This is a genomic window from Corynebacterium sp. HMSC067D03, assembly GCF_001811185.1.
Taxonomy (GTDB): domain Bacteria; phylum Actinomycetota; class Actinomycetes; order Mycobacteriales; family Mycobacteriaceae; genus Corynebacterium; species Corynebacterium coyleae.
Genome location: NZ_KV803811.1, coordinates 66,552 through 85,631 on the forward strand (window position 1 = coordinate 66,552; position 19,080 = coordinate 85,631).

Below are 19,080 nucleotides of genomic sequence, written 5' to 3' on the forward strand. Positions count from 1 at the left end.
CATCATACGTGGGCTACGCTTTTTGCCGATGAAGGTATGGACTTGGGTTGCGGGCACGTTGGCGTTGGCTGCGGTTGGTGGTGTTGCTGGGTTTGGTGTGGCTGCGCATGAGCAGTTGTCGCGGATTGAGCATGCGCCGGCGTTTCGGCTTGAGCAGGCGGCGTTTCCGCTTGTGCCTGCAGAGCCTTCGCTTATCGACGACACCTTGCTGACCCAAACCCTCACCAATCTTGCTGAGAATCCTGGTTTGGGGCAGTTCCATGGTCGTGTATCCGCGGCAGGCGGCGACGTGGTGTTTGACAGGGCGTCGGGGGATGCGTTGCGCCCGGCGTCGGTGACGAAGGTACTCACGGCCGCGGCGGCGCTGATCGAGTTGGGGCAAAGCGACACGATCACCACACAGGTGGTGCGCGTTGCGGATTCGGGTGCGGTGACGATCAAGGCTGCCGGCGACGTGTGGTTGGACGCGGAGGCACTCGACGAGTTGGCCGGCCAGATCGGGGAGGCGTCCGAGGTGTACGTGGATACGTCGGCCTGGGCTGGCATGCCGGAGATGATGCCGGGCTGGGACCCGCTGGATATCGACGGCGGTTACGTCGCACCACTGCAACCCGCGATGCTGTCCGGCGGGCGCTTGGACGGGGAGACGTCTGGGGACGTGCCGCGTTCGCACACGCCGGCCCTCGACGTGGCACAGGCGCTGGCGAACCGTCTCGGTGCCGGTGTTGTGGACGTGCGCGAGGCGCCCGCCGACGCCGAGGTCGTCGCCGAGGTGGAATCGCCGACGCTGGTGGAGCGCCTCGAGATGATGATGAAGGAATCCGACAACGTCTACGCCGAGGCGATCGGGCGTGAGGTCGCGCTCGCGCGCGGGGTGAAGGACGCGCCGTCGGCGACGCTGTCGTTGCTGCAGGAGCACGGCATTGATACGTCGGGTGTGGCGCTCTCGGACAACTCGGGCCTGTCTACCGACAACCGTATCCCGCCGGTGGTGCTGGATAGTGTGCTCGTGGAAGCTACGACCAAACCCGAACTCCGCCCGCTTCTGGCAACACTGCCGGTTGCAGCAGGCGAGGGCACGCTGGCGGACCGCTACGGCGACCTCCCGGGGCGTGGCTGGGTCCGCGCGAAAACCGGCACGCTCGACGGCACCGCCTCGCTGGCCGGAACGGTGACCAGCGTGAACGGCAACATTTATACGTTTGCGCTGATCTGCAACGACGCCGACGTGCTCGCGGCGCGCCGGGCCATGGACGAGTTCACCTCGGCGCTGCGAGCTTTCTAAAAGGCACCCTGATGCAACCGTTTTGGCCGCGCCGCTCCCCGCACTTCCTCGCGTGCAGGCGGGCTGTGCGCCCCTTCGACGGGCCAGCGGTGATCGGGCTGTCGGGCGGGCCGGACTCGTTGGCGCTGGTCGCGGCAGCTGCGGCGGAGCAGAAGGACGTCTCTGTTGTGGTCGTGGACCACGGTTTGCAGCCCGGCTCGGCCGAGATCGCCGAGCGTGCCGCGGCCGTGGCGCGCGAGTTCGGGTTTGCCTCTACGGTGGCCAACGTGACAGTAGGACCCGGCAACGTCGAGGCCGCCGCGCGCGAAGCAAGGTACGCCGCACTGCTCGAATCCGGCCGCGACGTCTGGGTCGCACACACCGCCGACGACCAGGCAGAAACCCTGCTACTCGGCGCGTTGCGGGGCAACCCGTCGGGCATGGCGCAGCGCAACGGGAAGATCGTCAGGCCGTTCCTACACATCCGCCGCGCAGACACCGTCGGGGCGTGCGAGGAACTCGGGCTCGAAGTCTGGCACGACCCGATGAATTCCGACCCGGCGTATCGTCGCGTAGCAATGCGCCAAAGCATCATCCCTGCGCTGACGGACTTGCTGGGCGGGGATGCGGTGCCGGCCCTTGCCACCACCGCGAACCGCATCGCAGCCGACCAGGCGCTCATTGAACAACTCGCGGACCTCACGCTGACCACGTCGTGTGTGGAGTTGGAGGGGGATGCGGGGCCGGTGAGGCGTCGTCGATTAGCAATATGGCTCTTAGATGAAGGAGTGCGGGTTCAAGGCGACCAACTGGCGGCGATCGAGGCACTGGTGACCAACTGGCGCGGGCAGGGGCCGATCGCGGTAGGCGGCGGGCGTTCGGTGGCGCGAATCGACGGGAAACTGGTCCTGACCTAGCCCAAATGTCCCAGGTGGTTGTGCCTTGTAGGAATCTAGTGGCAAGATGAGGAAGTTACGCGCAGGTGAACTGCGTGACGTCCGCGAGGCACAGCGAAAGGGAAAGGCCAGCCCATGACTGAGTTGCACGACACGAAGGATTTCAACGTTCCGCCGAACCGTTACGGCGACGACGTGGAGGCAATCCTGATCAGTGAGGAGGCGTTGCAGGACCGTATCCAGGAGTTGGCGGATATGGTGTCGGAGAAGTACCGCGACTCTGAAGAGGACCTCATTTTGGTGTGTGTGCTGAAGGGGGCGGTGTTCTTCCTAACGGACTTTGCGCGCAAGCTCTCCATTCCGGCTGAGATGGAGTTCATGGCGGTGTCCTCCTACGGCAACTCGACGACGAGTTCCGGCGTGGTCCGCATTCTGAAGGACCTGGATAAGGAGATCGCCGGCCGTGATGTGCTGGTGGTTGAGGACATCATCGATTCGGGTCTGACCTTGTCGTGGTTGCTGCGTAATTTGCGCAACAGGAACCCGAAGAGCCTTGAGGTCGTTACTCTATTGCGCAAACCGGATGTGCAGACGGCGCAGATCGACTTGCTTGATATCGGGTTTGATATCCCGAACGAGTTCGTGATCGGCTACGGCCTGGATTACGCGGAGCGCTACCGTGATTTGCCGTACGTGGGCACGTTGCATCCGCGCGTGTACTCGGACGCTGAGTAAAGCCGACTAGAACAAAGGTTTATGAGCAAAAATAAAAACGTCATGCGGTGGGGCATTATGGGCGCCATCGCGCTTATTGTGCTCTATTTGCTGACGCTGATTGGGGACGATTCCCGCGCTTACCAGGACGTGGATACGTCGGTGGCGATGCAGCAGCTCCGCGAGCATAACGCGGAGGAAGTGCAGATCGATGACCGTGAGCAGCGGGTGCGTATTGATCTGCGTGAGCCAATTACTGTCGACGAGCGCGAGGGCGTCGAGGCGATCTCCGCCCAGTACCCGGCTCGTACCGCACCGGATGTGTTCCAGGCGGTGCGTGAGTCTGAGGCGGATTCCTACCAGACGAATGTGACGCAGGATTCGTTCCTGATGTCCATGCTGGGCTTCATGCTGCCGATGATCCTGGTGTTCGGTTTGCTGTTCTACTTCATGTATCGCATGCAGTCGGGCGGCGGCGGGCCGTTTGGCATTGGTGGCTCGAAGGCGAAGCAGCTGACGAAGGACAATCCGACGAACACGTTTGATGACGTGGCGGGTGCCGACGAGGCTGTCGATGAGCTCCACGAGGTGGTGGATTTCCTCACCGACCCGAGCGTGTACGAGAAGCTCGGTGCGAAGATCCCACGTGGCGTGCTGCTTTATGGCCCGCCGGGTACCGGTAAGACCCTGCTCGCGCGTGCTGTCGCTGGTGAGGCGGGTGTGCCGTTCTACACCATCTCCGGTTCTGACTTTGTGGAGATGTTCGTCGGTGTGGGTGCCTCCCGCGTGCGTGACCTGTTCAAGCAGGCGCGTGAGAACGCTCCGTGCATCATCTTTGTCGACGAGATCGACGCCGTTGGCCGCCAGCGCGGCTCCGGTATGGGTGGCGGCCACGACGAGCGCGAGCAGACCTTGAACCAGTTGCTGGTGGAGATGGATGGCTTCTCTGGCCGCGAGGGCGTGATCCTGCTGGCGGCGACGAACCGTCCGGACATCCTGGACCCCGCGCTTTTGCGCCCGGGCCGTTTCGACCGCCAGATTCCGGTATCCAACCCGGACCTCGCGGGTCGTGCCCAGATTCTGAAGGTGCACGCGAAGGATAAGCCGTTGGCCAAGGACGTCAACCTGGATGCTTTGGCAAAGCGCACCGCGGGCATGTCGGGTGCGGACCTGGCGAATGTGCTTAACGAGGCCGCGTTGCTCACCGCCCGCATCGGCGGCAACGTGATCACCGCGGATGCGTTGGAAGAAGCCACCGACCGCGTGATCGGCGGCCCGCGCCGCTCCAGCAAGGTCATCTCCGAACACGAGAAGAAGGTCACCGCCTACCACGAGGGTGGCCACACACTGTCTGCGTGGGCGCTGAAGGACATCGAGCGCGTGTACAAGGTGACTATCCTCGCCCGCGGCCGCACCGGCGGCTTTGCCATGACGGCCGACGAGGACGACAAGGGCATGTACACCCGCGACGAACTCTTTGCCCGCATGGTGTTCGCCATGGGTGGCCGCTCCGCCGAGGAACTGGTCTTCGGCGCACCGACCACGGGTGCCTCGAACGACATCGAGCAGGCCACGAAGATTGCCCGCGCGATGGTCACCGAGTACGGCATGACCTCCTCGCTCGGCGCGGTGAAGTACGGCCAGGAGCAGGGCGATCCGTTCTCCGGCCGCGGCGGTGGCGGCACACTCGAGTACTCGCCGGCAGTCGCCGCGAAGATCGACGAGGAGATGCAGGCGCTTCTCGACGAAGCCCACAAGGTCGCCTACACAACCCTCGAGCGCTACCGCGACGAGCTGGATACGTTGGCCTCGAAGCTTCTGGAGAAGGAAACCCTGCGTCGGGGCGATCTGGAGGAGATCTTCGACTCGATCGAGCCGCAACGCCCGACCTTGCCGGAGCACGACGTGCGCTTCGGCCGCCAGATCGGTCGCGAGCCGGTGAAGACTCCGGTGGAGATTGCTAAGGAGCGTGGCGAGGAGCCACCGAAGCGTTTCTCCATCCTGGAGGCGTCGAAGGCGACGCGTGAGCGTCGTCGCAAGGAACGCGAGGCGGAAGAGAAGGCAGCGGAGCAGAAGGGCTCCACGCGTTGGCAGCCGCCGAAGGGCAAGGCCCCGCAGTACCGCGGTGAGAAGCCGCCGGCGGACTGGACCTACGTGGGCGGACCGCAACCAAAGCAGCCCGAGCCGAAGCAGCACCCGGGTGCGGAGAACTACCCGACCCGGGAGACCGAGGAGATCGGCTTCCGCCTGCCGGAGCACGAACGCCCAGACAACCCAGCGCGTGGTCCGGAGCCGGAGACCCGTCCGACTGCGTCTGAAGACGAGACGACCCAGTTGCCGCGCGAGCCGCAGGAACCGAAGCACAGGAGAGACGACGATGACGACGCCTAAGTTTGACCACGAGCGCGCCGAAGCCGCCGTGCGTGAACTGCTCATCGCGGTGGGGGAGGACCCGGACCGCGAGGGCCTCGTGGAGACGCCAGCGCGTGTGGCGCGCGCCTACGCCGAGGTGTTCGCGGGCCTGCACGAGGACCCGAAGGTGCACCTGGAGAAGTCCTTTTCGGAGAACCACCGCGAGTTGGTGCTCGTGCGTGACATTCCGATCTACTCCACCTGCGAGCACCACCTCGTGCCGTTCTACGGCGTAGCCCACATTGGCTACATCCCTGGACAAGACGGCAAGGTGACCGGCCTGTCCAAGCTGGCGCGTGTGGCGGATATGTACGCGAAGCGCCCGCAGGTGCAGGAGCGGTTGACGGCGCAGATTGCGGATGCGATCGTCGAAAAGCTTGATGCGTCTGCGGTGATCGTCGTCATCGAATGCGAGCACCTGTGCATGGCAATGCGTGGAATTCGGAAGCCGGGTGCGACGACGACCACGTCCGCTGTGCGCGGCGGTTTTCAGAAGAACGCGGCCTCGCGTGCCGAGGTCATGAGCCTGATTAGGGGATAGAACACCAATGACCACTGTCGCCGACCTGACACTGCCCGGACGCACGAGTGTGATGGGGATTGTCAACGTCACGGAGGATTCGTTTTCGGATGGCGGCAAGTGGCTCGCCACCGACGATGCCATCGCCCATGCCCACGAGTTGGTGAAGTTGGGCGCGGACATTATCGACGTCGGCGCCGAATCCACCCGACCCGGCGCCACCCGCGTTCCCGCGGAGGTGGACTCTGCGGGGGACAAAAGCGTCACCGCAGATAACGGCGCCACCCGCGTTCCCGCGGAGGTGGAAGCGGAGCGCATTCGCCCGGTGATCCGGACGTTGCACGAGGATGGCATCCGGACCTCGATTGACACGATGCGTGCCGCCACCGCGCAGGCCGCAGCTGAAGAGGGCGTGGATCTGATCAACGATGTCTCCGGTGGCCTGGCGGATGAGGACATGTACCGCGTGATGGCGGAAACGCAGCTGCCGGTGTGCCTGATGCACTGGCGTGCGGACGCGTTTGTCAACGCCTCGGGTGCGGCCGACCACGGCGGGGATGTGGTCAAGGACGTCCACCAGGTGCTGGCAGAACTCGTCGAGAACGCCCTGGCCGCGGGGGTGGCCAAGGAGCAGATCACGCTGGACCCGGGGTTGGGCTTTGCTAAGACCGCGGCCGATAACTGGGCGCTGCTCAACGCCCTGCCGGAGTTTATCGCCGGTGAGTTCCCGATTCTTGTGGGTGCGTCGCGCAAGCGTTTCCTCAGGGAGATCCGCGCGGATCGTGGTCTGGAGCACTCCCCGGTGGATGCGGACCCGGCTACGGCTGCCGTCACGGCGCTTTCTGCCCAGGCCGGCGCCTGGTGCGTGCGTGTGCACGAGGTTGCGGTCTCGCGCGATGCGGTGGATGTGGTGGCAAGGTGGAACCATGGCTGACCGCATCGAACTCAAAGGTCTGCAATTCCACGCCAACCACGGCGTGCTTGAGCACGAAACCGAGTTTGGCCAGGCGTTCTCGCTGGACATCACGTGCTGGTTGGAGTTTGCAGATGCCGCGCGTGACGACGACCTGACCAAAACCGTCAACTACGCCGAACTGGCCGATACCGCGCTGGCCATTGCAACCGGCACGCCACGCCAGTTGATCGAAACCGTGGTTGTCGAGATCGCAGAGACCGCCATGCGCACCTACGACGCGCTGCACGCCATCGAGGTGACCTTGCACAAGCCACACGCGCCGATCCCGTCCGTGTTCGACGATGTTGCCGTGGTGGCGCGCCGTTCCCGGAAACGGATGTGATGCCCATGCGCGCAGTGCTGTCCTCCGGATCGAACATGGGTGATGCGCGTGCGCACCTGCGCGCGGTTGTGGATGAGTTCGCGAGTGAAACCGTCGCCGCCAGCTCTATCTACGCCACCGCCCCCTGGGGCAAGACGGACCAGCCGGACTTTCTGAACCAGAGCCTGCTGGTGGACGTTGACCAAAGCCCGCACGAGTTGCTTCAACGCTGCCAGCGCCTGGAAAACGAAGCCGAGCGTGTCCGCGTGGAACGCTGGGGTCCGCGCACCTTGGACGTGGACATTGTCTGGATTGAGGGCTATACCTCCGACGATCCGGTGCTGACCGTCCCGCACCCGCGGGCGCACCTGCGCCAGTTTGTGCTCGAGCCGTGGTTGGAGATTGATCCGGGTGCGGAGTTGAAGGGGTCGTCGATACGCGAATTGCTCGATGGTCTGGAGGACCAAGGGGTGCGCAAACTATGAAGCGCACGCCGATCGAGGGGATCATCGCCGCTGCTGGTTTCAGTGCCGCAGCTGCGCTGATTGTGGTGCGTCGCTACTACAGCTGGCTGGAGTCGCTGGATGTGATCGTGCCGCTGTCGCTGTGGTGCATCGGCGCGGTGGCCGGGTGGCTGGCGTGGGTGGTGCACAAGCGCCGCAAGGACGGCCAGGTGGGGTTGGATCGGAGCCAACTTAACCCGATGCAGGCGGCGAACTTCATGGTGTTTGGCAAGGCCAGCGCGTGGGCGGGTGCGATCTGCGGCGGCATGTATGCAGGTGCGTTGATGTATGTGGTGCGCAAACTTGATGTGCTGGCGGCGGCATCTGACGACGTCGTTCCCCTGACGGTGGGCACTCTCGGCGGCATCGCGCTGTGTGTGGCCGGGTTGGTGCTGGAGAAAAACTGCGAGGTGTCGCCACCCGCCGACGGGCAGGGGGTTGGCTAGAGTGTTGGGCATGAGTGCCAAAAACACATCCAGTGACAGCGCAACCCTGTGGGTCATCGTCCCCTTTGTTGTCGCCGTAATTGGCACCGTTGTCATGCTGTTTACCAACTCTGCCAACGCGCTGAAGATCGCGTTGATCTTCGCGCTGTGGGCCGGAGCGGCCGGGTTGATCTTGAACTTCCGCAGCCGCCGCGAGCGTGACGACGCCACCCGGGACGCCGAAGCCGCCCGCGAGCAAGTCCGCGAGCAGGAAGAGCGCCACAAGGCCGTCATCGCCGCCCTGCCGCAGGGCGAAAACGCACCTGTGGACATGGAAGCCCTTCGCGCGCTGCAGGACGAGATCCAGGCACTGCGAGCACAGTTGGAGGAGCTCAACGGCCGCGTCTTCGAGTACGAGCCAGCCGCCGTGCGCGCCTCTGCGCGTCGCATCTCCGAGTTGGAGAGCACCCCAGAGCCAGAGCCAGCGCCGGAACCCACCCCGGAACCAGAACCGATCTCAGAACCAGAACCAGCGCGCCCGTCGCCGTCGACCGACGACACGGTTGTGCTCGACCGCGTGCGTCCGACAGGTGCGCCGAGCTCGGATGCGATCGCTGGCCGCATTGGCACCCAGCCGTCCGGCCGCCCCGCACGCAACCCGCTGTCTGACCTGATCAGCGAGCGAAAGGCGCAAGCGGAAGCAGAAGCAAAGCCAGAACCGCAGCCAGAGCCCAAGCCGGAGCCAACCCCGGAACCGGAACCGCAGGAGGAGCCGCGCCGTTCGGGCCGCCGTCGTCGTGACGAGCGCGAGAACTCCATTTCCGTCGCTGAACTGCTCGCCCGCCGGGGGAAGTAAATGGCGCCACGCCTGCTCGTAGGCGCAATCCCCGGCCACAGCCAACTCGCTCTCGACATGGAGCGCGCCGGGCACACCGTGCGCCCGATCGATATCAACACCGACCCGGGCGCAATCGCGCACGTGGACCTCGTGCTCATCGACGGCTCCGCGAACGATATCCGCGCCGCCGCAGAAATCCTGGCTGATTACGCGCGCCCGCAGCAGATGTTCCTCCACACCGCGTTGGAGGAAGGCCCGCAGTTGCTTGACGACGTCGAAACGTCCCAGGCCATCACCATGTGCGCCCACAACCTCTTCGACAATATTTGGGTCACCTCCGCCGCGGACGAACTCGGCGAAACCGTCGTGGGGCTGCTCATCGCGGAGATCGGTGGCACGAGCATGCGTATCGACGACACCGTCCGCCCCACCATCGCCGCCGCTCAAGAACTTCGCGCACTGGAAGCGACGGTGCACGATGACGCGCTCGAGCTGCTCATCGATACGGTTCCTGCGTTTGAGGCGGTGGCGGAGAAGTTCGTCGAGGCGGCGTCGGGTCGTCGATACGCAAGGAGCGTCAACGAACTGGATCGGATGCTCGACGCACTGCCGGAACCCGGGGTGCGCAGGCTGTTTGTGGATCTGCAGCGCCGACGCGGTGAGATGGAGCAGGACACGGATACGGAACTGTGGGTTATTCAGAAATACGAGGGAAGATAAAGGGGAAGATAGATGGCGTTTGAGGCAGGTAAGGCAGTCGTCGTTACGGATGAGGCGCTGCTGGCAACGTACGGGCGGGCGTTTCGCAAGATTGGCAAGTCCGTTGTGGTCGTGCCGTTGGGTCGCGATGTGCACGCGGGTCACATTGAGTTAATCCGTGCGGCGAAGTCGCTGCTCGGCTCGTACGTCGTGGTCACGTTTACTGGCGACGAGGTGCCGGACATCTTCGCCGAGGAGAAGGTGGACGTGGTGTTCCACGGCCCGCTGGAGACCAAGGTGCGGGTGGATTCCGGGGTGGATCCGCTGGAGGACCCGGAGCACACGCAGCGCGAGGTGGCGCGCATCCTTGCTGCGATTAACGCCTCGCATGCGACGGATGTGGTGTTGGGGGAGAAGGACTTCGAGGTGCTCGTGGCTACGCAATATGCGGTCTCTGGCCTGCGTATGGAGGTCAAACTGCACTCGGTTCCCACCGTGCGTACTCCGAATGGGCTGGCGGTGTCGCTGCGCAACGCGGACGTGCCGGAGGATCTGCGCGAGGCAGCTCTCGCGCTGCCGGCGGCGCTGACCGCAGGTGCCCACGCCGCTGAGCAGGGCGCCGAGGTCGTGTTGGAAACCGTGCGTGGTGTGCTCGCCGCCGAGGGCCTCGAACCGGCCTACCTTGAGCTGCGCGATCTGGCAATGCGCGAAGCGCCCGAGCGTGGCGACGCCCGCCTCCTCGCCGCCGTCGACCTCGGCCCTGTGCGCCTGGCCGACAACGTCGGTTTGCCGCTCGGGATTGGCTTCAAGCACATCGAAGAAGACAGGTAGCCGAACGGGCTGCGACATCAAGCGGTAGAATGCGGCGCATGTCTGTGCCCAACATCGCCGGAATCCTCGCCGACCGCTTCGGCTTCGCCTTCACCCCTGAGCAGGTGCGTGAAAGTGGCCGTACTGAAACGTCCACGTTGTACACCGCGTCGGACGACAAAGGCCACGCCGTAGAGGTGGAGGTCTTTGACACGAAGGTGGCGGAACACCTCGGCGCCGACGTGAACACGCTCAACAGCCGCCTCGCGCTGGCGGCGCATCCGGGCGCGTTCCAGCCGCGCAGTGTGGGTACCACCGACGAAGGGCAGCTTTTCGTCCTGCGCGAGGCCGCAACCGGCACGCCGCTGAGCGACCTCATTGCGGAGAAGGGCGCGACGTTTACCCAGCAGGAAGTGCGTGACCTGCTCGCCCCGGTGGTCGAGGCCATCGATGACTACGACCTCAAGGGCCTGTCCGGGTTCGTCTCCCGTTCTATTTCGCCGGAGCGACTTTTGGTGCAGCCGCAGTGGTCGACCACCCCGGTGAAGCTCACCCTGGTTGGTCCGAGTACCGACGCGGTTGGCTCGGATGAGGAGTTGGCCAAGGCGAATGTGGACAAGTTCGCCAGCGTGGTCAGTCTGATGACGGGCGAGGCCCCACGCGAGGGCGTGCGCACCTGTGCGGATGTGCTGCATATGGTGCCGGTGGGCGAGGCGCCCCAGGAGGCGTCCAACATCGACGTTGCTCCCAACCCGGAGGACGGCTATCGCAAGCGCCCTGAGCCGTACGCGTACGGCCCGGACGGCAACTACACCCGCCCGGCGGCGACGAACGAGAAGAAAGTCCCGTGGCCGTGGATCATCGCGATCCTGGCGCTACTGCTCATCGCTATTGCGGCACTGTGGTATTGGTCCGCCAACCGCGGCGAGGCCTGGGAGGGTGCGGAGGCGCAGATCGCCGAGGAGTACCCGGATATCGTGTCCAAGAAGTCCGGCCAGAAGGGCTGGCAGGACCTGCGCTGCGAGAACGGCTCGACCGATCCGGACCAGGAAGGCAAGATCCGCTGCGCCAACGCAGAGTTGGGCGTGTCTGTGGTGAAGTACGCCGACGAGTATGACCGCGACGATGCGGTGCCGGACCCGCGCGAGGCCGTCGTTCTGGGCTCCGGTGAGTGCACCGTGAACTCCTATGAGTTGCCGGATGCGAACCCGTCTGCCTATGTGATGGTGCCGCAGGACAAGCCTGAATACCTCATGATTATTAACGGTTTGAACTCGGAAGAGCAGCGTCTGGATCTTCCGCTTTGCCAATAGACTACGATTGACCGGCGTGAGTACGCAGGATCTTTCAGAGCAGCAGCAAATCCGCCGGGAGAAGAGGCAACGGCTTATCGGCGAGGGCCGTGATGCCTACCCCGTCGAAGTTGACCGTACGACCTCGCTGAAGGACCTGCGGGCGAAGTACCAGGTCGTTGAAGAGGGCGAAGGCGACGGTGTGACCCGCCTTGAGGCCGGCCAGGAAAACCAGGATGTGGTGGCCGTCGCCGGTCGCATCATGTTCCAGCGCAACACTGGCAAGCTTTGCTTTGCCACCTTGCAGGAGGGTGACGGCACCCAGTTGCAGGTCATGTTGTCGCTGGCAGAGGTGGGCGAGGAAGCCCTCGCGCAGTGGAAGGCTGACACGGACCTGGGTGACATTGTCTCGGTTCGTGGGCGCATCATTGCTTCTCGACGAGGCGAGCTCTCCGTCCAGGCACAGTCCTGGCACATGGCCTCGAAGGCCTTGAGCCCGCTTCCGGTCGCGTTTGCGGACATGAACGAGGAGCAGCGCGTCCGTCGCCGTTACACGGATCTGATCATGCGCGAGGATGCGCGCAAGAACGCCATGACCCGCATCAAGGTCATGGCTGCGGTGCGTAAGTACCTGACGGGCCTGGACTTTGTGGAGATTGAGACGCCGATGCTGCAGACGCTGCACGGCGGTGCTGCGGCGCGTCCGTTTGTCACCCACTCCAACGCGCTGGACATTGACCTCTACCTGCGCATCGCGCCGGAGCTTTACCTGAAGAGGGCCGTTGTTGGTGGTCTGGAGCGCGTCTTTGAGATCAACAAGAACTTCCGCAACGAGGGCGTGGATTCGTCCCACTCGCCGGAGTTCACCATGTTGGAGACCTACCAGGCGTGGGGCACCTACAAAGACGGTGCCGAAACCATGAAGGGTCTTGTCCAGTTCTGTGCCCAGGAAGTCTTCGGCTCCCAGAAGGTCACGCTGGCTGACGGCACCGAGTACGACTTCGGCGGCGAGTGGAAGGTACTGGAGATGTACCCGTCGCTCAACGAGGCGCTGCAGCGTAAGTTCCCGGGCCAGCCTGAGGTGACCATCGATTCCTCCGTGGAGGAACTCAAGGGCATCGCTGAGACTATCGGTCTGAAGGTTCCGGAGAATGCAGGCTGGCTGCACGGCAAGCTTGTTGAGGAAATCTGGGAGGAGCTTTGCTCCGACCAGCTCTATGAGCCGACCTTTGTCATTAACTTCCCGGTGGAGACCTCCCCGCTGACCCGCGACCACCGCGAGCAGCCGGGTGTGACCGAGAAGTTCGACCTCTACGTCCGTGGCTTCGAATTGGCCACCGGCTACTCCGAGCTCATCGACCCGGTGATCCAGCGCGAGCGCTTCGAAGACCAGGCCCGCCTGGCGGCGCATGGTGACGACGAGGCCATGGTGCTCGACGAGGACTTTCTCGCCGCTATGGAGCAGGGCATGCCGCCGACAGCAGGTTGCGGCATGGGCGTGGACCGCCTGCTGATGGCCCTGACCGGCCTGGGTATCCGCGAGACCGTCCTGTTCCCGATGGTGAAGCCGGAAGCGTAACGACGATGCGCCGTTGGCCCCTCGCAGCAGCCGGAGTACTCCTCGCAGCCTCGTTGGCGGGCTGTGGCAGTAGTGAACAAGCAGAGCTTGCGGAGCCAACGGTGCCTACCACGCCAACCACAACAACGTCGCAGCTGCCCCCACCGGATTGCTCCACTGATGCAATCAAAAATTCGCCAGGGCTTGAAGAGTTTGAGCTGTATGGTCCTTGCGAAGGTGGATTCACTCGTCCTGGAGTTCCGAATTCCGGCAACATCATCCTCGCGCAGTGGGACGGTAAGCACTGGGTAGAAGTAGAGTCCGATGGCGTGTGGGATGGCATGGGTATGGCGCGGCCGTGCTTTAACCCGGGTCGTCTTGAGGAGCTCGGCGTTCCCGAATCCCTAGCGGATAAGGAGCCACGCTGCGGCGTATACCCGCCTGGTCAGGAGCCGCCGCACAAGAAGCAGGCGAAGGCTTCCACCCCTGTGCCGACATCGAGCACACTCGACCCAAACTGGGGGATTAAGCGCGACAGCGATGGCGTGATTATCGAGGCGCAGTTTGAAGGGGTTAAGCGTCAAATCTCTGCGCCGAATTGTGATGGACGAGGAATTCTCATTCTCGATTCCGTAATTGCGGACGGAGATATTGGCTCGACACACTCCAAGCTTGCGTTTGACATTGCGTATCTCGGCGATGGAAATGCTGAGTTCACCTATCCAGGCCACTGCCCGTCGCTTCGCGCACAGGTCGATGGCAACGATATTTACCCGGTGTACCTCGATTTTGGCCACGACACGGATGCGCTGTGTGCTGCGAAGAAGAACTACGGCGGGAACGCGCGAGTGTTGTCGGATCGTGAGGAATATCTCGATCCCTGCTAATTGTGCACGGTGGTTATAACCAACTAACGTTTGATGTGACTAAACCATGTGGTTGAAAGGAGCATCAGCATGGCGACCACTAAGGCGAGCCTGCAAGATCAGGCTGCCGATATCCTCGCCGGAATCGGCGGGGCCGACAACATCGCATCGATGACGCACTGTGCGACCCGACTGCGGTTCGAACTAAACGACGCCTCCCTGGCCGACAAAGACCGCCTCGAAGCAAACCCGAAGGTAATGGGCGCGGTACCCCAGGGCGGCAGCCACTACCAGGTCATCGTCGGTGGTGACGTGGCTACGGTGTACAACGCGATCAATAACCTGCCCGAGATGGCGGGCCGCTCGGTTTCCAACGACGAGCTGAAGAAGCAGCAGCGTGACAAGGCTAAGGGCAAGATGCCGTGGCTGGACGCGTTCTTCGAGTACCTCTCGGACTCGTTCCGCCCGATCCTGGGCGTGCTGCTCGGCGCGTCGCTGATCATTGCGTTCGCTGCCTTCCTCGACGCCTTCGACATCATCGACTTCCGTGCGGAAGTAAAGACACCGGGCTGGCAGTTCGTGGACGCCATGTGGAATTCCGTGTTCTTCTTCCTGCCGGTGGCTGTTGCCTACAACGCGGGCAAGAAGCTCAATATTGACCCGTGGGTGCCAGCCGCGGTCATGCTGGCGTTGTTCACCCCGGACTTCGTGGATCTGACCGAGCACCCGGATGCGCGAGTGATCGATCTGTTCGGCGCGCCGACCGACGTCATCGACGTCTTCGGCCTGCCCATGATCCATAACGGCTACAACGGCAACGTCTTCGTGCCGCTGATCATGGCCGCGGTCGCTGCGTTGCTTTATAAGGGATTGCAGAAGATCATCCCGTCTACCGTGCACATGGTGTTCGTGCCGTTCTTGACCCTGTTGGTCATGATCCCGGTCACCGCGTTCATCATTGGCCCGTTCGGCTACCTGCTCGGTGCCTGGATTGGTACTGGCTTGGCATGGATGAACGGCAACGCACCGTTCCTGTTCGCGCTGCTCATTCCGATGCTCTACCCGTTCCTGGTGCCGCTTGGTCTGCACTGGCCGCTCAACGCGCTGATGCTGGTGAACATCAACACCCTTGGCTACGACTTCATCCAGGGACCAATGGGTGCGTGGAACTTTGCCTGCTTCGGCGCCACCGCCGCGGTGCTGGCTATTTCTATTCGTGACCGCGACCCGCTGATGCGCCAGACCTCCGGTTCCGCCCTCGCCGCGGGCCTGCTCGGCGGCATCTCCGAGCCGTCGCTCTACGGTATCCACCTGCGCTTTAAGAAGATCTACCCGCGCATGCTCGTCGGCTGCTTCGCCGGCGGCCTGACTATCGCGATCCTGGGCACCCCGTTCGGTGGTGTGAAGACGAACGCGTTCGTGTTCACCTCCATCCCGACCATGTTCGTGTTCGACCCAATGTGGGTCTACATGATCGCCATCGCAGTGGCGTTCTTCACCTCGTTCTTCATCATCCTGATCACCGACTACCGCACCCCTGAGGAGAAGGCGGACGCGCTTGCTCGCGCGGCTGCTGCTCGTGAGGAGGAGCCGGTTGCGGTTGTGGGGTCGTCGCAAAGCACTGAAAGCACAGTGCTCGCTCCTGTCGCTGGTGAGGTTGTGGCGATGGCAGCGCTTAACGACGCCGCCTTCGCCTCCGGCGCCCTCGGCCAGGCTGTTGGCGTGATTCCGGCGAATGACAAACTCACCGTGGTTGCGCCCGCTGCGGGCAAGGTGATTTCGGTGGCGAAGACTGGCCACGCCTACGGCATCAAGACTGATGACGGCGCGGAACTGCTCGTCCACATCGGCATCGACACCGTGAAACTCGAGGGCGAGGGCTTCACCCCGCTGGTGGAGAAGAAACAGGAGGTTGCGGCAGGTGACGCGCTGGCGGAGGTGGACTTCCCGGCGATTGCTGCCAAGGGGGTCGACACCACTGTGATCACCACCGTGGTCAACTCCAAGAAACTCGGCGGAGTAAACGACGTGGCCGATGGCACCGTCGAAATTGGAGATGTCATCCTCGAGATCACGCCCGCCGAGTAGGCTCGGTGGCATGACTGAACGCACAGTTCTTCACGGCATTGGTGTATCCGCTGGTACTGCCTGCGGACCCGTCGCGGTAGTGACCCCGGCGGTGGGTATCGATAACCACGAGCCCGCCTCCGTGGACCCCGAGGCGGATGGTCAGCGGATACGGGAAGTGTTGGGGGAGGTGGCGTCGTCGTTACGCGAACGCGCGGCGCACGCCAACTCGAAGGCGTCGCAGGACGTGCTCGAGGCCACCGCAGCGCTGGCCACGGACCGTGGCCTGATCCGCGGGGTGGACAAGGAACTGAAGAAGGGCAGCGGCCCCACCAAAGCGGTACACGACGCGGTGGAGACGTACGCGAACAAGCTGCGCAAACTCGGCGGCTACATGGCCGAGCGTGTCACCGACCTTTACGACATCCGCGACCGCGCCACCGCACGCCTTCGCGGCTTGCCGGAGCCGGGCGTGCCGGATCTGACGGCACCGTCTGTGCTGGTCGCGCACGATCTTGCGCCCGCCGAGACCGCCACACTGGATCCGGCGATGGTGCTCGGCATTGTCACCGAGGCGGGTGGCGCGACCTCGCATACCGCGATCCTCGCCGCACAGCTCGGCATCCCCGCCGCAGTGCAGGTCAAGGGCATTTCCGATGCGATTGTCGACGACCCCCGCATCGCCCTCGACGGCAGCACCGGCCAAATCATCGTCGCCCCGTCCGATGAGGACGTCGCCGAACTCGACGAGCGCTCCCGCCGCCGCGCCGCCGCACTGGAAGGCTCCGCCGGCGCCGGCGCCACCCGCGACGGCCACGCCGTGAAACTGCTGGCCAACATCGGCACCGCCGAAGACGCGGTGAAGGCTGCGGGCTATGACCTGGAAGGCTCCGGCCTGTTCCGCTCTGAGTTTCTCTTCCTGGACCGCGACTCCGCGCCCAGCGTGGACGAGCAGACCGAGACCTACACCAAGGTCCTCGAGGCCTTCGGCGAGCGCCGCGTGGTGGTGCGCACCCTCGACGCCGGCGCCGACAAGCCGCTGTCGTTTGCGGACCTTGGCGAGGAGGAAAACCCAGCCCTTGGCCGCCGCGGCCTGCGACTGTCCCAAGCCCGCGAGGATTTGCTCGCCGACCAGTTGGAGGCACTCGCCAACGCGCAGCGCAACGTGCTGGACGCCGAACTGTGGGTCATGGCGCCCATGGTCGCCACGGTCGAGGAGGCCGAGTGGTTCGCCGAACGTGCCCGCGCTGCTGGCCTGAAGCAGGTGGGCATCATGGTCGAAACCCCTGCGGCCGCGATTCGCGCCGGGCAGGTGCTCGACGTTGTGGACTTCGGCTCCATCGGCACCAACGACCTTTCCCAGTACACGATGGCCGCTGACCGCATGCAGGGCGAACTCGCCGAACTGCTCTCGCCCTGGCAGCCCGCGGTGCTGTCCATGATCCGCGAGACCTGCCGCGGCGGTGAAGCTACTGGCAAACCCATCGGTGTGTGCGGCGAGGCCGGCGGCGACCCGCTCATGGCCCTCGTCCTTGTCGGCCTTGGCGTGAAGTCACTGTCTATGGCGCCCGGCAAGGTCAACGCCGTGCGCGCGGCGCTGCGCCTGCACGACATGGATACCTGCCGGAAGATGGCCGATGCTGCCCTTGCCGCCCGGACCGCTGAAGATGCACGTGAGGCGGTGCTTGGGATCGCGGATTCGGTAATTCTTGACCTACTGTGAACCGCATAGTCTAGTATTGGCAGACAAAGTTGTTCACGATAGGGAAAGGGCTTCCCCATGAAGCGTTTCGCGTCCATTGCTTTGTCTGCCGCAGTTGGCCTTGGCCTCGTTGCTTGCTCCAGTGATTCGGATGACCTCGAGCCACTTACGGTGTTAGCAGTGCCGACACCGCATGCGGAAATTCTGCGCTATGTCGATGAGAAGAATCCGGAGTACGAGCTCGACGTGAAGGTCGTTCCGGGTGGTATCGACCCGAACATGTCGGTAGCCAATGGCTCTGCTGCTGCGAACTTCTACCAACATCCGCCATACCTGCTGGACTGGGAGACTCAGACCGGTAAAAAGTTGGTCAACATCGTCGGAGTCCACATTGAGCCGATGGGGATGTACTCCAACTCCATTGATTCCATCGATCAGCTGAAACAAGGGGCGAAGATTGCGACGCCGAACTCCCCGTCCGACCTAGCGCGTGCGCTGATCCTGCTGGAGGCCAACGGCGTCATCGGTCTGGACCAGGAGATTGATCCGGCAAACGTGTCCAAGATCAACCTGCAGTCGATCACCGACAACCCGAAGGACATTGAGATCGTCCCTGTCGACGATGTGATCGTTATCCAGTCGTTGTCGGATGACTCGATCGACGGCGTCATCTCGTCGTCCAACTTCGCACTCCAGGTCGGCCTGAACCCGTCGGAGGATTCTGTCATTGCCGAGAGCCCGGAGAACAACCCGTACGTGAATATCCTCGCAGCCAATGAGGACGCGGCGAAGGATCCCCGCATCGAGAAGCTGGCGGCGGACCTGAGCTCGCCGGAGACCGCAGAGTGGATCCGCGAGAAGTACAGCGGCTCCGTAATCCCGGTGAATTAATGAAAATCCACGGTATCGACGTCGACCCGCAAGGCCGGTGCGCCCACTGGCACTCGGAGTGCGACGTCATTGCCAATACCTGCGGGTCCTGCCACAAACTCTGGGCCTGTTCGCTGTGCCATGACGAGTTGGCGGATCACCGGTTTGTGGGCGTCGATAAGCAACTGCGCTCTGTGATGTGCGGCGCGTGCGGTCACATGATGACGCACGCCGAGTATGGGGCCGCGTGCCCCTCGTGCGGGCACCCGTTTAATCCGGGCTGCAAACTGCATGAAAATGTGTATTTCAGGGATGTTCGCTAAGGGTGAACATCCCCTCTGAGCACTGCTTTTCGACGATTCCACGC

19 protein-coding genes are annotated in these 19,080 nt (G+C 63.6%); 18 read left to right on the top strand and 1 reads right to left on the bottom strand.

What is annotated here, in order from left to right:
* Positions 1-28 precede the first annotated feature (28 nt).
* The 18 genes from dacB to HMPREF2785_RS04955 all read left to right on the top strand — a co-directional run bounded on the left by dacB (position 29) and on the right by HMPREF2785_RS04955 (position 18,734).
* The gene (gene dacB, locus HMPREF2785_RS04870; protein WP_070614403.1) at positions 29-1,285 is read left to right on the top strand and encodes a D-alanyl-D-alanine carboxypeptidase/D-alanyl-D-alanine endopeptidase; all 1,257 of its coding nucleotides are present in this window, start codon (positions 29-31) and stop codon (positions 1,283-1,285) included.
* Positions 1,286-1,296: 11 nt separating this feature from the next.
* Positions 1,297-2,181 (top strand): tRNA lysidine(34) synthetase TilS, encoded by an 885-nt coding sequence (gene tilS / locus HMPREF2785_RS04875; protein ID WP_070614404.1) that lies wholly within the window; start codon positions 1,297-1,299, stop codon positions 2,179-2,181.
* A 114-nt stretch (positions 2,182-2,295) separates the two neighbouring features.
* Positions 2,296-2,895: a hypoxanthine phosphoribosyltransferase gene (gene hpt / locus HMPREF2785_RS04880; protein ID WP_070568705.1), complete on the top strand. Its 600-nt coding sequence runs from the start codon at positions 2,296-2,298 to the stop codon at positions 2,893-2,895.
* 21 nt (positions 2,896-2,916) lie between these two features.
* The gene (ftsH, locus tag HMPREF2785_RS04885) at positions 2,917-5,265 is read left to right on the top strand and encodes an ATP-dependent zinc metalloprotease FtsH (RefSeq protein WP_070614405.1); all 2,349 of its coding nucleotides are present in this window, start codon (positions 2,917-2,919) and stop codon (positions 5,263-5,265) included.
* Complete coding sequence (gene folE / locus HMPREF2785_RS04890; RefSeq protein ID WP_070422479.1) at positions 5,252-5,827, top strand: GTP cyclohydrolase I FolE; 576 nt, start codon at positions 5,252-5,254, stop codon at positions 5,825-5,827. The genes ftsH and folE overlap by 14 nt, the downstream gene beginning before the upstream one ends.
* Before the next feature lie 7 nt (positions 5,828-5,834).
* On the top strand, positions 5,835-6,740 hold the full coding sequence (gene folP / locus HMPREF2785_RS04895; RefSeq protein ID WP_070614406.1) for a dihydropteroate synthase: 906 nt from the start codon (positions 5,835-5,837) through the stop codon (positions 6,738-6,740).
* Positions 6,733-7,104, top strand: coding sequence for a dihydroneopterin aldolase (gene folB, locus HMPREF2785_RS04900; RefSeq protein ID WP_070614407.1), 372 nt, complete (start codon positions 6,733-6,735; stop codon positions 7,102-7,104). Before folP ends, folB begins: the two co-directional genes overlap by 8 nt.
* A 5-nt stretch (positions 7,105-7,109) precedes the next feature.
* Positions 7,110-7,568 (top strand): 2-amino-4-hydroxy-6-hydroxymethyldihydropteridine diphosphokinase, encoded by a 459-nt coding sequence (gene folK / locus HMPREF2785_RS04905; RefSeq protein WP_070614443.1) that lies wholly within the window; start codon positions 7,110-7,112, stop codon positions 7,566-7,568.
* Positions 7,565-8,032, top strand: a complete 468-nt coding sequence (locus HMPREF2785_RS04910) for a DUF3180 domain-containing protein (protein ID WP_070614408.1) — start codon at positions 7,565-7,567, stop codon at positions 8,030-8,032. The genes folK and HMPREF2785_RS04910 overlap by 4 nt, the downstream gene beginning before the upstream one ends.
* Positions 8,033-8,042: 10 nt before the next feature.
* On the top strand, positions 8,043-8,867 hold the full coding sequence (locus HMPREF2785_RS12305) for a DUF6779 domain-containing protein (RefSeq protein WP_070614409.1): 825 nt from the start codon (positions 8,043-8,045) through the stop codon (positions 8,865-8,867).
* A complete protein-coding gene (locus HMPREF2785_RS04920; RefSeq protein WP_070614410.1) occupies positions 8,868-9,569 on the top strand; it encodes a 6PGD fold domain-containing protein in 702 nt (233 codons plus the stop codon). It begins immediately after the preceding gene.
* 12 nt (positions 9,570-9,581) lie between these two features.
* Positions 9,582-10,379, top strand: coding sequence for a pantoate--beta-alanine ligase (locus HMPREF2785_RS04925; RefSeq protein ID WP_070422484.1), 798 nt, complete (start codon positions 9,582-9,584; stop codon positions 10,377-10,379).
* 38 nt (positions 10,380-10,417) lie between these two features.
* Positions 10,418-11,671, top strand: coding sequence for a hypothetical protein (locus HMPREF2785_RS04930; RefSeq protein ID WP_070614411.1), 1,254 nt, complete (start codon positions 10,418-10,420; stop codon positions 11,669-11,671).
* A gap of 16 nt (positions 11,672-11,687) precedes the next feature.
* A complete protein-coding gene (gene lysS, locus HMPREF2785_RS04935; protein ID WP_070614444.1) occupies positions 11,688-13,229 on the top strand; it encodes a lysine--tRNA ligase in 1,542 nt (513 codons plus the stop codon).
* A 5-nt stretch (positions 13,230-13,234) separates the two neighbouring features.
* Entirely contained in the window at positions 13,235-14,095 is an 861-nt protein-coding gene (locus HMPREF2785_RS11810) for a hypothetical protein (RefSeq protein WP_141750397.1), read from the top strand.
* 69 nt (positions 14,096-14,164) lie between these two features.
* Positions 14,165-16,162, top strand: a complete 1,998-nt coding sequence (locus tag HMPREF2785_RS04945) for a glucose PTS transporter subunit IIA (RefSeq protein ID WP_070614413.1) — start codon at positions 14,165-14,167, stop codon at positions 16,160-16,162.
* A 10-nt stretch (positions 16,163-16,172) separates the two neighbouring features.
* A complete protein-coding gene (ptsP, locus tag HMPREF2785_RS04950; RefSeq protein WP_070614414.1) occupies positions 16,173-17,864 on the top strand; it encodes a phosphoenolpyruvate--protein phosphotransferase in 1,692 nt (563 codons plus the stop codon).
* Positions 17,865-17,921: 57 nt separating this feature from the next.
* Positions 17,922-18,734: a MetQ/NlpA family ABC transporter substrate-binding protein gene (locus HMPREF2785_RS04955; protein WP_070614415.1), complete on the top strand. Its 813-nt coding sequence runs from the start codon at positions 17,922-17,924 to the stop codon at positions 18,732-18,734.
* Here HMPREF2785_RS04955 and HMPREF2785_RS12365 read toward each other — a convergent pair.
* On the bottom strand, positions 18,731-18,943 hold the full coding sequence (locus HMPREF2785_RS12365) for a hypothetical protein (RefSeq protein ID WP_371440484.1): 213 nt from the start codon (positions 18,941-18,943) through the stop codon (positions 18,731-18,733). The genes HMPREF2785_RS04955 and HMPREF2785_RS12365 overlap by 4 nt on opposite strands.
* Positions 18,944-19,080 lie beyond the last annotated feature (137 nt).